The sequence below is a fragment of the Leptotrichia sp. oral taxon 218 genome (genome assembly GCF_018128225.1).
Taxonomy (GTDB): domain Bacteria; phylum Fusobacteriota; class Fusobacteriia; order Fusobacteriales; family Leptotrichiaceae; genus Leptotrichia.
Genome location: NZ_CP072377.1, coordinates 635,891 through 651,662, shown reverse-complemented (window position 1 = coordinate 651,662; position 15,772 = coordinate 635,891). Strand labels below are relative to the sequence as shown.

Sequence of the window (15,772 nt, the reverse complement as noted above, 5' to 3'; positions counted from 1 at the left end):
AAAAAATAAAACTTATATAAATTTTGATAAAAATAATAAAGAAAAGTTAGGAGTTGATTGATACGATATTTTTAGATAAAGTGTTAGTTTATGTTGCACACAATATGGATAAGCCAAGAGATTTTATTGAAAGCGATTTGGAATTTATTATAAAACAAAGCATTTTACATTATTTTGTAAATGACAGGAAAGTTGATTTAAAAGATCTTTCGGATTTTACGGTAACATTAGTGATAGATTTTTGCGATGATGAAATAAATAATAAAACAAAATTGGTTGTAGAAGAGTATATGTTTGAAATAAGTTATCTTGGAGAAGTGGCGTTAAGAACGCTAAAATTGGGAAATGATTACGAGCACTACGCAAGAGAAGATGTAGCGGATCTTGAAAAAGAAATAGATTTATTTTTAAATGGAATAGGAATTCCGAAAGAAAAAAATAATATATCATAGTAAAACTGCTTTAAACTTGAACTCAAAAATTATAACTATTTTACTCAAACTCTAAATTTATATAATTTTTAGCAGTTTAATTTTTAAATAGATTTGAGTATAAAAATAGTGTAAATAACTAATTCATATCACATCACAATAAATCAAGATATTTAAATAAAAACAAGGGGTTAAGTTTCCCCTTGCCAAATAAATTTCCACATTTTTAAATAATAAATAATTAGTAAATTGCTCTAAATCCAATACCTCCACGAACATTACTTCCTTTAGTATCATACCCAGCATTCACCGTAACACCAAATCGAGTATTGTCAACTCCAATATTTAGATCAAATTTACCATTACCTCTTCTATCTTCCTTTTCCCCTCTAATTCCAAACCAGTCAGCATTCGTATATCTAACTCTAGCTTCATTATTGACATCTCCAATTTTTCCAAGCTCATTTTCATAAGCGGCTGTCAATCCAACTGTCAAATTAGTTCTTACTGCCAATGGCTGTACATATTTAAACTCTACTCCAGCTTCAGGCTTAACAGAGAAATAGTCGTTACCTTTAACTTCCAGTCTCATTTGTCCTGAATCTTCCTTTATGCTGTTAAATCTTCCATATTCCATTTTTAGCATTCCATAAGGTCTTAAATGTGTTCTCTCACTCATTCTTATGTCATATCCCAAATCTGTTTTCAGTACAGCACCGTAGGAATTATAATTTGACTTGGCTTCAAATACATCATCAACAACTAAAAATTTACGTTTCATATTGTTAATTCCTGCAAAAACATCTCCGCCGATTGTCCATTGCAATGCTCCATTGTAGTCCTTCTTAGGCGACATTGTCTTAAATACTCCGGCTTTAAGCATTGTCTGATCTTCACTTGAATGTCCGATGTCCTTGAATTTGAATCTATTTGTTACAGCTCCAGCATACCATCCGCTTGAATTTCCTAATTTAACTGTTTCATTTTCGTGAACATAAGCCACTCCGTAAGCATTGTTTGTATAATCGATGATTCCTGCTGTATCAGTTTTATATTGATCTCTCATTCCGAATACTTTGATTTTATTGTTTTGTTTAGATGGATTTTGCCAATTTTTCTGTAAATGATTAAATTCTTTGTCTAAAGTGTTTCCAGTTGCATTGATTCTTTGCTGAATATTTCCATATTGGTGTCCCATCATTTCATCCATCGCTTGATATAATAATACTTCTTCATTATTTCCAATTCCATTTAATTTTTGAAATAATTGATTTTCTCTGCTTCCAAGTGCTTCTATGCCATATCTTTGTTCTAATCCATCTGCAAAATTATATGAATCTGTTTTATTTACTGGCGATTTGTCTGTTCCTGCCCATTCTGTATATGGAATTTTTGCCATATAGGCATTTTCTATTGTTCCATCTGTCTGATTTTGTGCAACACTTGCCATCCAAGTTAGTGAACCTGAATAAATGCTCCATTTTTCAATTTGTGGATTATTTAAAATCATTTGATTGTATGGTGCAAGTATTTTTTTGCTTACTTGAATGTATTTTCCAGTTGTATTTTGAGCGGCTTCATTTCCTATAATTAAATCGGCTTGTTTTAATGTGCTTAATTGAGTTAATCCTGTTACAGGCACTGTAAACCGTTTATTTGAAGTATCGATGTACATTCCAATTGTTGAAACTTCCATCGGCTTAAATTCTTTGGCTGTTGTTGAAGCTAGTTCTGGTATTACTGGAACTCCGTTTACAGTTATTGTGGCTGTTTGAGATCCCGCTGGTGCATGTATTTTTACACCTCCCATATCTTTAGCCAAATCTTGACCTTCAGCTGGAACTACTGAATTTTCTGATCCGCTTCCTGTTATATTCAATGTTCCATAGTTCTTAATTATTCCCACATTTTTACCTGCCGAATTTCCTTTAGCAAGCAATCCTACCGCATCTATCGCATCAATCTGAATAATCCCATTATTTTCAATTGTTGAACCGTTTTTAACTACCATTCCTACAAGTCTTCTCAATCCTGTTCCATTTGAACGGATAATTCCGTTATTTATTCCATAAGCTCCATTGTCAAGATACATTCCAGTCGTGTTACTTGCATTAAGGTTAATAGTTCCATTATTTGTTACAGTCGTTCCTCTTTCCGTTCCATACATTCCAATACTATGTTCACCATTAACATCAATAATTCCTTCATTTACCACATTTCCAGAATATGCTGGCTTTACGGCATCTCCAACATATCCCGCAGCCATTCCTATCGCATAATAATTATCAGCTGGATTAGTATTTCCAACACTCGAAGCTCCTACCGCAATTCTAGCAGTACCGCTATTAACGGCAGTCCCTCCATAAATACTGTAAATTCCAACATTTCCTATACCTGAACTATAATTAATATCAGCCTTATTTACCACATTTCCTGCTGAATAAAGTCCATAATTTAGTGAACCAGTTGAAGTCAATGGAGTGTTGTTGATTACATTTCCAGATGTATCTCTTGAAAATACAAAAACGGTATTATCTCCAGCAGGTGAAACTGTTGCATCACTTATTATCGTATTTCCAGATCCTTCATTGATAAATCCATACGAACCGTTGCCAATTGTCATTTTTGAACCTGCATCGGCTTTTATCAGATTTCCAGTTCCTTTTGTATATACACCGATTGCTTCATTTTCTCCTAATGTAATTACAGAATTATTTGTCAATGTAACATTTCCATTTGTACTAAGTATTCCTTTACCCTTGTCCTTCATAGTCAATATTCCGCTATTTATGACATCTGCTCCATCAGAGTAAATTCCATAGGCTTTTCCGCTCTTATCGGTTATTGCAGCCGCATTTGCAAGAGTTCCTTTTGTTGCATAAATTCCAACTATTCCTTTATCGCTGCTAGTATTTACTATATCCACATCAGTTATGTTTGTAGCCGTGCTGTCATAAAAAATACCTGCTCCAGAAGCATTTGCTGAACCTGTATATTTTATTTCAAATTTATTTCCATTCGGATTTATAACAGAACCGCTTGAAACTGAAATTCCTACTCCTTTATCCTTAATTTCAACTCCAGTATTTGAAGTAAAATTCACTTCGCTCTTCGTTCCACCTGCATAAACTCCAATTCCGCTTTTTCCTACTAAAATATCAGAACTTCCAGTTCCCCCTAAATTAACTGTATTCCCAGCTCCTTCTGACACAATACCAACACCGCTATCGCCAGTCATCACTATTTTGCCATTATTTGAAATAACTCCATTTGATGTTAAAACTAATCCAGTTCCTGCAATATCGTTTGTATTTCCATATAGTCCAATCGAACCATTACCTGCAACAGTTATTGTCCCATTATTAGTTATTTCCAAAACTTTGTCAGCCGCTAGTAATATTCCGTTTGAAATTTTATCATCCGTTCCATAAGTTTTCAATTTTGAAGCAGAAGCAAATCCTGCCATACCAACACCGCTCGAAGTAATATTTATAGCATTATTATTCGTAAGAGAACTTCCATTTACTCCATAAGCTCCAATTCCCTTATCAACATTTATCGTACCTTTATTATCCACATATCCAAAACTTGTAGATATTGCTGCAGTTTTAGAAGCAGTTCCTCCTGTTATGTCAACAGTTCCATTATTTGTGTACCCTGTAGTTGCATTAGTTGCAACACCATCATGAGAAGCCATTGACAATCCTTTTCCAGTTGCAGAACTTACAGTCACGCCATTTGCTATCGTAAATTTTTCGTTTGAAAGACCTAAATTTTTGTTAAATTCGTCATTGTTGTCATCTAAATTTTGATTATTATTAAGATTAAATATTCCGTCTATATAATAAATTTTATAATCATGATTATTTGTATTCAATGCTGCAAGCTGCATATCGTTTTTTATATTCGTAGTTCCTGTCGTACCGCCAGTCCAATTAGTCGTATCTCCAGTATATGTACGAAGTATCGCATTATCTCCTGTTAAATTTACAGTTACATAATTCATTCCAAGATATTTAGCCGTAGCTGAAGTATTTCCACCATCATAATTAGTTGCATCTGTTCCTGGCATAAGTATCCCGTCTGCCATATTTATTGTAGTTGTACCTTTAAATTCAATTTTTGAAGAATTATCAGCATAAAATGGAGTCGATTTTGCATGATCAACAGTTGTCGAACCAGCTGCCACCACATCCGAAGTTGTCGCCTTATCTTCTTGATAAATCGTTCCACCGCTAAAATCAACCTTTCCACCGTCAACCGCAGCCAACGCTCCATTTTCTCCAGTCTGAATCTTATTATTAAGACCATTATTTATATTTACAACTGAACCAGTCCCCGAAGCAAATCCTGCCATACCGCTTATTTTAATACTTCCATCTTCTATATTAACAGTTCCCCCAGATGTTCCAGTTGCCGTTTTTGTAGCTAGACCTGCAATATTCTCAAATTTATTCTGAGTAGCATTTTTATCTATTGCTTCAATATTTCCATGAATATTAACAATTCCTTCATCTCGTGCAAATCCAATTATTGATTTGTAATTTACTGCTTCTGTAGTTGTAGGATTTGCCTGTGTTCCTGCATTTACAATACCTTTATTGTCACCCATATAGGCTATTCCTTCTTTTGAAGCCAATACCACATTAGGATAGACATTTACTTCAGAAGGTAATCCCTGTAACATAGAAGCTGTTGAAGTTGCACTTGGATCTCCAACATTTTTCCTTAATGCAGGATTTCCATTTATAGCCGCTGCATCTGCATCATTTTGATCAACATCTGTTTGTTTAGAACCTAACTGATGTTTAGCCTGATCCCAAGTTCCTTCTGCATAAGCTATTGTTGTTCCTGTCGATGCATCAGCTTCTGTTGTTGCATCTCCATTTACACCATCTGTAATTGATGTACTCAGATTAGTTACATAATATTGATGAGTAGCTTTTCCAACATCAATAACACTTCCTTCTTTTGCTATCATCATAAATCCATTTTTAGAGTATTTTCCAAAATTAATATCCAACTTCCCAACTTCTAAGTTATGGATAGGATCAAGTTTTAAGTCATCTAAAGTTGGAGTAACTGAAACAGGAACTCCCATATCTTTAAGTACATCTATTCCTTTTCTTTGTCCAGACATTACATATAGTCCTACTCCACCGTCAACTGTTTTATCTGTATATCCTTTATATTTAGGTGCTGTCGGATTAGTTAAATCTTCAACTAACTGTCCACTGGCTGTTTGAGTTGCAGCAGTAGGGTTTATAGCTAACTGTCCTCCTACTCTAGCCTTTATATCAAGTTCTCCCTGATAAATCCCTATATATGAAGCTTTTCTCAAATAACCGGCACTTGATTCCTGATTTCTATCAGTTGCTTCCCAGGATTTTGGACTTCCTCCAATTTTACTTCCAAAGAATAAAACTACGTTTTCATCTCCATAAAGTTCTACATCCTGTGAAAATTGAATTAATGAGTTCATCTTTCCTGCTTTTCCCCCATAAACTCCAACTTCCCAAGTTGGTGCATAAGAAAAACTAGAATAAACAATATTTGAAGCTCCTTCTAACTCCATTTTTCCTGTGTTTCTTATCAATCTTGCTGCTGAAATTCCTGATGATAGATACACAGTATTCCCTGTTCCATACATTTTTACATTTGTTTCCCCTTGTATCGCTCCAAGGTGATAGTTAGAATCTGTATATTTAGAAATAGTTTTAAAAGCCGCTGGCATTATATAGTAAACAGTATTGTCTTTTCCATACACATTTACATTTGTATTATGCATCGTAACTTTTCCATGTCTCCAAGTTTCTGAAGTTAAAAATCCTGCTCTTCCATATAAATTAGCAGTTACATTAGAAACTGTACCATTTTGCAATGTGTGAACTCCTATTGTCCCTAAAGTAGGTCCTCCAGTTGAATCAGAACCACCAGCATGTCCTGATCCTGCATCTGTATATCCATCAGAACCATCTCCAAAATATCCTCTAACATGAAAAGTTAAATTATTTAAATTAGGGTTATTTCTATATAAAATATTTGTTGGACGTTGATTAATAGTGGCAAGTTCTGCTAAATTATTATTTTTATCTAAAGCTCCTGTTTCTAAAGCAGGCCTTATTTGATCTGGTTGTCTCCCTGCTTTTATATCATCTGAATTTACACCTGAATAGAGAACCATATTACTGCTTCCAACATTTACAGCATTGGCAGTACCATTAAAAAAGAAACCAGTAAATGGCTCTGCACTTGGCTGAACAATATTTATTTCTTTTTCAGGTGTTTTTGGAGCTGGTACTGTTATTGCCTTTGGTTCAACTCCATTTACTGATAGAGCATTTAATTGCGGTGCTTTTATTCCTAAATCAGGAATATCTATTTGTACTGTCTTCGGTCTTATCGAAGCATCAACATTAATTTCCAAAAGCGGCTCTTGTGTCGGAGTATTGCTTATAAGCCCGTAAGTCGATCGAAGCCCATTTCTTTCATTTGATGAAGCCATTCTTCTATTTCTGCTTAATGCCAAATTTCCATAATTTTTACTCAATGGTGAAGTATTTCTCTCAAATAGATTGTTACTTCTTTCATAAACGCCTTCGTAAGAATACTTTTCAGATTTATCTCCTTTTCCTTTAAAAGTTCCACCCCAGTTACTAGAAAATCCGTTAATCCCAAATTGCCAATTGCTCCAAGGAGATTTTACAACATGATCCCCCTGTTCCATAAGCTGAATTAATTCTAAATTTGTCTTTTTCAAAAGTTTGTTATTTTCCTTTCGAGTTTCTTGAACTTTTTGATGTATATCTTTAATTGATGTAGAAATTACTTGCTTTTGCTCTTCAATTGTTGTATTTGTCTCATTAGAAAATAGGTTATTTGAAATGTTTACCGTTCCTGTTATTAAAAATGTTATAAGCGCTGAATCAGTATACCTAAATTCTTGACATCTTTTTGCAAATGAACATAGATCTTTTTTTATTTTTCTTAAATTATTCGTCATTTCCAATTCTCTCCTTTTAATTAAATTTTAGTTTTTTATTAAATGACTTATATTACTTCTTTTTTATTAGTTTTTATTTGATTTTTTGCCATAAAAAAAGTGAAATAATTATATTTCATGTCACTAATTATTATAACATAAAAAAAAGATTTTTCAAAAAAATTTTTAAATTTTTAATTTTTTTACAAATTCTAAAAATATCATAATTCTCTCAAAGCAATGGATTCATTATAAAATAAAAAGAGAACAGCAAAACTTAAATTTCACTGCTCTTTCTTTCATTTTAAAAATTTTAGTAAATTGCCCTAAATCCAATACCTCCACGAACATTATTTCCTTTAGTATCATACCCAGCGTTCACTGTAACACCAAATCTAGTATTGTCAACTCCGATATTCAAGTCAAATTTACCATTTCCATGTTTATCTTCCTTTTCCTTTTCAAGATTGTACCAGTCTGCCGTTGTGTATCTTACTCTCGCCTGATTTCCCTTTTGCAGTTTTCCAAGCTCATTTTCATAAGCAGCTGTAACTCCTACTGTCAAATTTGTTCTTACTGCAAGTGGCTGAATATATTTAAACTCTAATCCAGCTTCTGGTTTTACTGAGAAATAGTCATTTCCTTTTACTTCTAATCTAACTTCTCCATCATTTTCCTTGATGTTGCTAAATCTTCCATATTCCATTTTCAAGGCCCCGTATGGTCTTAAATGTGTTCTTTCGCTCATTCTTATGTCATAGCCAAGCTCATTTTTAAGAGCCGCTCCATAAGTATGGTATGTAGATTTAGCTTCAAATGTATCATCAACTATCCAGAATTTACGCTTCATGTTATTAATTCCTGCAAATACATCTCCTGCAACTGTCCATTGCAGTGCTCCGTTATAATCCTTTTTAGGTGACATTGTCTTAAATATTCCAGCTTTTATCATTGTCTGGTCTTCTGTCGAATGTCCTAGATCCTTGAATCTGAATCTATTTGTTACAGCTCCTGCATACCATCCGCTAGAATTTCCCATCTTAATCTTTTCATCCTCATGGACATAAGCTACCCCGTAGGCATTGCTCTTATAGTCAATGATTCCAGGTGTGTCAGTATTATATTCATCCCTTAAACCAAATGCTTTTATTTTGTTATTTTGCTTAGTTGGATTTCTCCATTCGTCCTTTAAGTATTTGAACTCGCTGTCAAGAGAATTTCCCGTAGCATTTGTTCTTTGCTGAATATTTGCATATTGATGTCCTTTCATCTCATCAAATGCCTGAGCCAAAATATGCCCTTCTCCGCCATTTAGGCTGCTTATCTTGTCAAACAGAAGTTTTTCTCTTGTTCCCAGTCCTTCTACTCCATACCGTTGTTCAAGTCCATCCAAGAAGTTGTATGTATTTCTGTCATTCTTTTCTGCATATACTGTATAAGGAACCTTAATCAAGTATAGCTTGTCAAGAAGTTCTGTTACAGGGTTTTTGGTAGGCTGTGCCATCCAAGTCAAGCTTGACGAGATTATATTTAACATAGTCCCTCCTGTTACAACCCCTTTCAAAGCATCATTATACGGTTTCAAAATGTTATCTCCAACTTCAATTGCCTTTGCAGTGGTATATCTTGTAGCCTCTGCCCCGAACAGCAAGTTAATATCAGTCAATCCTGTTAGGTAATTCAATCCTTGAATAGGATTTGTATAATTAACTCCTGAAGTATCTACATACATTCCTATACTTGAGATTTCTGAAGATGATGGAAAATTCATATAGTAGTCGCTTGCTGAAAAATTTATCGGTGTAACTCCTGATGGTGATTTTATTATCACTTCAGCAGGTTGTGGTACTGCAGCATCTGTATCTAGTTTATATATTGGAATTATATTTCCTTGTGCATCTGCCACGGTAGGAACTGCAGCTTTAGGCGGAACTTTTACTACTATTCCTCCCATTTCCTTCATGTCACTTGCTGTAGCCACTTTCATTCTTGGTGTTGAAGTTCCTGTCTGGCTTGTCAGAGTTACAGGATTTATTCCATTTGCATTTTCTTCGGCGTGATCTGCATTATCTGTCCAAATTCCTGCACTTTGGCTATCTGAAGCCGCAATATTTATCACTCCGTAATTCTTGATATAACCTCCGTTAGCTACATAAACTCCTTTTGCTGATGTAAGTCCGCTTGCCGTTGTCTGGATAGTTCCCCAGTTTTCTCCGACTGCACCTCTGTCAATGTACATTCCAACAGTTTTACTTCCCATAAGGTTGATGTTTCCATAGTTAATTGCCTTAGATCCTGAACCTACTGCATACATACCTATCGTGTCAGGTTTGCTCACTTCAATAGTTCCTTGATTTATAACAGTTCCTTGATTAGAAACTTGTCTGTATGTTGGTGACAATGGGTTGTCATCATAATATCCTGTTGCCATACCTACACCGTATTCTTTTCTGTTAGTATCAGAATCTCCAACTTTTATTATTCCTCCAGTAAGGTTTGTCGCAGTTCCGCCGGTAGTTGCATACATTCCTACACTTCCAATACCATTTGAAAAGTCAATTACTCCATCATTGTATATGCTTCCATTTCCGTAAAGGCCGTAATTTCTATCTCCTGCAGATGTCAATGGAGTGTGATTAATCACAGTTCCCTTATTATCATTCTGATAAACATAAACTGCATCTGTTCCCAAAGTTACTGGATTTGCTGTATTAGATGCTACAGTATTTCCTGCTCCAAGATTTACAATTCCAAATGAATTATCTCCAATTGTCATGCTAGATCCTGCATTTACATTGATGTGCTGGTTAGCTCCAACTGCATAAACGCCTACAGCTTGATCTTTTCCTACTGTAATTTTAGAATTTGCATTCAAGTTTACTGTACCGTCTCCTTGAGTATAGATTGCAACTCCGTTATCTCCAGCCTTAATGCTTCCTGTATTGTTGTTAATATTATATCCATAAATTCCTATTGCATTATCTCCAACAGTAATTTTACCATCATTAGTTATCGTATTTTTAGTTTTTGCATAAATACCGACATTTGCATTTTCCTGTAATGCTGCATTTCCTAATGAAATTTCTCCTGTATTGCTGTTGACAATATTTGCTCCGTCTGATACGATACCAAATTCAAGTGCTGGTGATATACCTGTAATTTTTTTATTATTTGTTAAAGTGTCGCCATTGGCTGTTGCTGTTGTATAAACTCCAATAAGTCCACCTGTTGTATGCGTAGAATTTGTAAGTTTTACATCTGCATTATTTGTGGCTTTTGAATTATAAACAATTCCCATTCCTGCTTCTGTTGCATTTCCATTATATTTATATTCAAAAGAACCAGTTACATTTGTTCTTCCAGAAGCAAATATACCAACACCTTTATCTTTGGATTCAATAATATAATCTCCGCCTGTTAGATTAATATCTGAATCTTCTGCATAAATACCAGTTCCTTTTACTCCTGTTGTAATATCAGTTCCTCCTGAAGCGGTTGCCGTGATTGTACCACCTTCTTCATTAGTACTGTGGTAAACAGTTTTTGAAGATACTGTCGGTGCTGTTGAAACTAATGCAATTCCTACTCCTTTTGTGCCAACTGTAATTGGAGAAGTGCTTTCAATCGTTACATTTGCTCGTGCTGTTCCAGTATTGTTTTCTGCATAAATTCCAATTGCTTCATCTCCTGCCACACTTAATGTACCTTTATTTATAATTTCTACAGTTTTTGTTGTATATGCAGTTGTATCATCAGTACCATAAGTTTGCTTAGACCGTCCTGTACCAATACCTGCAATTCCTACTCCTTTTCCAGTTACAGTAACTTTACCTTCATTTACGATTTTACTTCCATTAGTTGCATAAAGTCCAGCCCCATTGTCAATTGTTACTGTACCAGTCTTTGTATTTTCAATAGTTCCATAACTTACATTCATTCCAGCAATTCCTGCAGCAGTTGTACCACCTGTTACATTTATTGTTCCTTTGTTGATAAATCCTGAAGTTGAATTAGATGGAGTTATGCTGTCTGCCAATTGTGTAGCTGTGGCAATATTTCCCATAGACATTCCTTGCCCTTTCAGGTGTGTACTGTCTACATTTCCTGTAACAGAAGTATTGTTGCTTATTGTTACAAGTTCATTTGCCATTTTCAGACCCTTATATTTATCGTTTGCATCGTCCAATGTTACTGTTGGAGCATTTACATCCAGTTTACCATTTTTTAATACTACTGTGTAGAATGTCGCAGGACTTGAATATGTTATTTTACCAAATTGGTCTGCACCTTCCAGTTCTTTAGTAAACGTAGGTGATGTAGCTGTAGCTCCTGTATCAGTACTATTGTACCAAGTACGTGCTGCTCTTGACTTGTCATTGTAGATTCCCATTATTACCTTGTCATCATGAATATCAAGCGTTACATTTTCCAGTCCTCTGTAATTTCCAGAAGAAGCAGATACAGAAGCCTTATATTCACTAGGATCATCAGCTAACACAACTCCATCATACATTTCCAGAACTGTTGAATCCGCTTTGTCTGCCTTTGCTGGATTTGCATTAAAAATTATAGTTCCCGCTGTGCTTGTTTTTGTTGCCTTTGCATAAAATGGTGTAGCATTAGTGCTTGTAGCTTTTGTTACAGCTGAATCATTTTTTATTATAATTTTTCCACCGTTAAAATTAACTTTTCCACCATTTTTAGCTACTAATCCGGCATCTTTTACAGTCGTTACTTCATTATCCGTATTCTTCAGATTAACTTCCCCATTATCTGCAAATCCGCCAATTCCATGTATAGTAGCTTTTCCATCAACATTGACAATACCGCCATCTTTAGCATAAGCTCCTATATTAGTATATTTTTCAGTAATTTTATCAGATAGAGGACTTGAAATATCATCAATTGCAGTAATATCTCCTGTGAAATTAACAGTACTTTTTACATTTCCATCATAACCATTTGCATACCCAATTATTGAACCATATCCTTTTGCTGTTGTTGTTTTATTATTATTTACATTTACGAGTCCACCATTATCTGCATAATATGCAATACCTTTATCACTTACCATTGTCAAGTTCTGATCAACTTTAAGCTCTGAAGGCATGTTTTCCAGCGAAGTAGTATGTCCTGGTAATGTATCTAAATGAGTACTTGCAGTCTTCCACAGCCCATTTACATACCCAACAACTGTTCCAGTACCTGTATAAGCCTGATCCGTAGCACCTCCATGTATACCATCAGAAAAGTCGTCCTGTCCACTGTTACTTGCATCCCTAAGATGAACAACACTTCCATTATCAACCAGGAACATAAATCCGTTCTTAGCATATTTTCCAAATGTTATATTAAATTTGTCCATATATAAGTCATGAATTTTGTCTGGCGTAACATTACAATTAGAACCTGTACCTTCAAATATACAAGATTGCGTTTCACCATTCCATGCTCTACCATCTCCAACTTTTTGTCCTCCATCGGATAAACTCTTTGTTGCTCCAATTATATTTATTCCTTCTCTTTGCCCAGACTGTACAAATACTCCAACATTTCCATCTACAGTTGTAGGAGTATAGCCAGGTTTAGACAGTTGTCCTGCGGTTGACTGTGCTGATGCCGTAGTATCTGAATTTAAATATCTACCAATTTCCATTTTCAAGTCAAATGTCCCTTGGTGTATTCCAACTCCTTCTTTTTTATCAGCTGCTATATTTGGATCATTTGTTGATGTTCTGTCTCTCTTTTTTGCAGAAAAGAATATTCCAACATTTTCATCACCATACATCTGTATAGGATTAGATGTGATAATTTTAGATTCATAGCTATCTTTACTAGCTTCAGCATGTTGACTTTGCCAGTTTGGATAAGTCTTATCTATATATTTAGATCTATCTGGATTCCATGATAATACTGAAAATCCTATATTGCTAGCTCCGTTAAAAACCAGTTTACCAGTGTTATTAATAGTTACTGCTGGATTATATACAGTTAGGGCATAAATTGTATTATTTTGAGTATCAGCTGTTATATCTGCAGAACCGTATATTTTTGTAGCAAATTGTCTTCCAGTATTATTGAAATCAATTTCCTGCCAGCCTACTATATTAAATACAGTATTACTATCTTTTTTTAAATTAATTTTCACATCATTAAAAGTTATAGTTCCGCCACGGAAAGATTCTATGTTTGCAAAAGCTGCATGTCCATATAAATTGACAGTTACCTTTTCAAAATGTACATCTGATGTTACATGAAATGCTTCAGAACCGGGAACATTATCGTGTTCATCTCCTGCAATATAATATGTTGAATTAGCAAAAACATTTCCAGGATGTCCTGTCCATCTTCCATCATAATTTTCAGCTATAACATAATGTCGCATATTTATATTTCCAGAGCTTCCTTGAAAACCTCCAGTATTATAATGATCTTGATAATATGTTATTAATCCTGAAGTAGGCAATCCAGCAGGAACTAATCCTGAAAAGTTAGTGCTATCAGGTTGAGAAGCATTAGACCACCCAGTTACATTGCTAAGATTTCCTGTTGCAGGATCAACTCCTGTCCAGTAAGTACCTCCATTTATATTAATGCTTTCTGCTATTGACTGCTCCTTACTGTTATCATAAATAGTTCCATAATTACTTGATCCAGATCGAGTAAATCCACTAGTTTGATGAATATAACTATTCAGCCCATCTTTCCAAGAATATGGAGTTCCCATTTTCCCTGAAACTCTCCATCCCCACACAAAATTAGTAAATGGATCAGCATCAGGTGTAATCATAGTTACATTTCTGCTTGGATCTTTGACATTGATTTCTGGTATTTCCAGAGGATCTGCTACATTTATATTTAAATTTGGCTTTTGTGGTGGTTCAATTATTGGTAGGTTAAGATTCAAAGGAGTTTTGTGAATGTCCTTTGGTCTTACTGCGGCATATATTGGTATAACTGAAACAGGTTCTATAACCTTTCTGCTAAGAGTTGTAACTCCATATTTTCCTCCAGAATAAGTTCCAAACTTGTCATCTGGATTTCTTGTGTACTTCGTGTTTCCTGCTTTGCCTCCATAGCCTTTGTATGTGCCGTGCCAGTCGTTATAAAAATTATTGACTCCATATTGCCAGCTTGACCAAGGTGATTTTACTACATGATCTCCTTGTTCCATAAGCTGAATTAATTCTAAATTTGTCTTTTTCAAAAGCTTGTTATTTTCTTTCCTAGCTTCTGAAAACTGATTATGAATATCTTTTATTGATGTAGAAATAGTTTGCTTCTGAGCTTCGATGCTCTTGTCTGCTTCAGAAGAAAATAAGTTGTTTGAAATACTTATTCCTCCTGTAATCAAAAATGTAATTAATGCAGAATCTGTGTACTTAAAGTCTCGACACTTTTTTGCAAATGAACATAGATCTTTTTTTATTTTTTTTAAATTGTTCGTCATTTTTTACTTTCTCCTTTAATTATATTTTAATTTATTTTTCATATAAATAACTTTTTTCCTCTTTAATTGATTTTTATTTGATTTTCTGTTAGTGAACTACTCCCGCTTTTAGAAGCGGGAGCTTCTTGGGAAGTATCTGCTTTTGCTAGCCAAATATATTTACCAAGCTCTTCGGGTAGTTCCTACCCTATTTTTTTTTATTTTCTTAATATTCCAACATCAATTTTCCAATGTTTTTTATATTCAATGCCGCATTGTAATCTCTATCAATTTCAATCCCACAGCACTCACATTTATAACTTCTTTCTGATAATTTCAGTTCCTCTTTAATATTTCCACATTTACTGCAAGTTTTCGATGATGGAAACCACTTATCTATCTTCAAAAATTGTTTCCCTAAAAACATCAACTTGTACTCAAGTATTTTCAAAAACATTCCCCATCCATTATCTCCTACACTTTTACCAAAATTTAATGACTGACTCATCCCTTTCATATTCAAATCCTCAACAACTACAGCATTATACGCTTCAGACAATTTTTTCGATAATTTATGCAAAAAATCTCTTCGACAATTTTTAATATACTCATGTAACTTTGATATTTTCGCTTTTTGCTTATACCAATTTTTAGAAAATTTCACTTTTCTCGATAATGATTTCTGTAATTTTTTCAATTCTTCTTCCAACATTCTAAAATATCTTGGATAATCAGCCCTTTGGTTTTCAGAACTGACAAATAATTCAGACATTGAAAAATCAAGTCCAATTATTTTATTGCAACTTGGCATTTTTTGAATTTCTTTTTCAAATTCCGTCAAAATAGAAACATAGTAATTTCCATTGCTGTTTGTCAATGTTACCGACTTTATTCTATAATTCTTTGGTATTTCTCTATGGTATTTCAATT

Annotated in this window: 4 protein-coding genes; 1 reads left to right on the top strand and 3 read right to left on the bottom strand. The window is 34.3% G+C overall.

Annotated elements, in window-relative coordinates; translation table 11 throughout:
* Nucleotides 1-53: 53 nt before the first annotated feature.
* The gene (locus tag J5A73_RS02975) at nucleotides 54-452 is read left to right on the top strand and encodes a hypothetical protein (protein ID WP_249069367.1); all 399 of its coding nucleotides are present in this window, start codon (nucleotides 54-56) and stop codon (nucleotides 450-452) included.
* A gap of 220 nt (nucleotides 453-672) precedes the next feature.
* On the opposite strand, the gene J5A73_RS02970 is transcribed toward J5A73_RS02975, so the two are convergent.
* The 3 genes from J5A73_RS02970 to J5A73_RS02960 form a co-directional block, all read right to left on the bottom strand.
* Entirely contained in the window at nucleotides 673-7,434 is a 6,762-nt protein-coding gene (locus J5A73_RS02970; RefSeq protein WP_211616477.1) for an autotransporter-associated N-terminal domain-containing protein, read from the bottom strand.
* Between the two features lie 292 nt (nucleotides 7,435-7,726).
* On the bottom strand, nucleotides 7,727-14,863 hold the full coding sequence (locus J5A73_RS02965; RefSeq protein ID WP_211616475.1) for an autotransporter-associated N-terminal domain-containing protein: 7,137 nt from the start codon (nucleotides 14,861-14,863) through the stop codon (nucleotides 7,727-7,729).
* Nucleotides 14,864-15,068: 205 nt separating this feature from the next.
* A complete protein-coding gene (locus J5A73_RS02960; protein ID WP_249069366.1) occupies nucleotides 15,069-15,770 on the bottom strand; it encodes a transposase in 702 nt (233 codons plus the stop codon).
* Nucleotides 15,771-15,772: the final 2 nt, after the last annotated feature.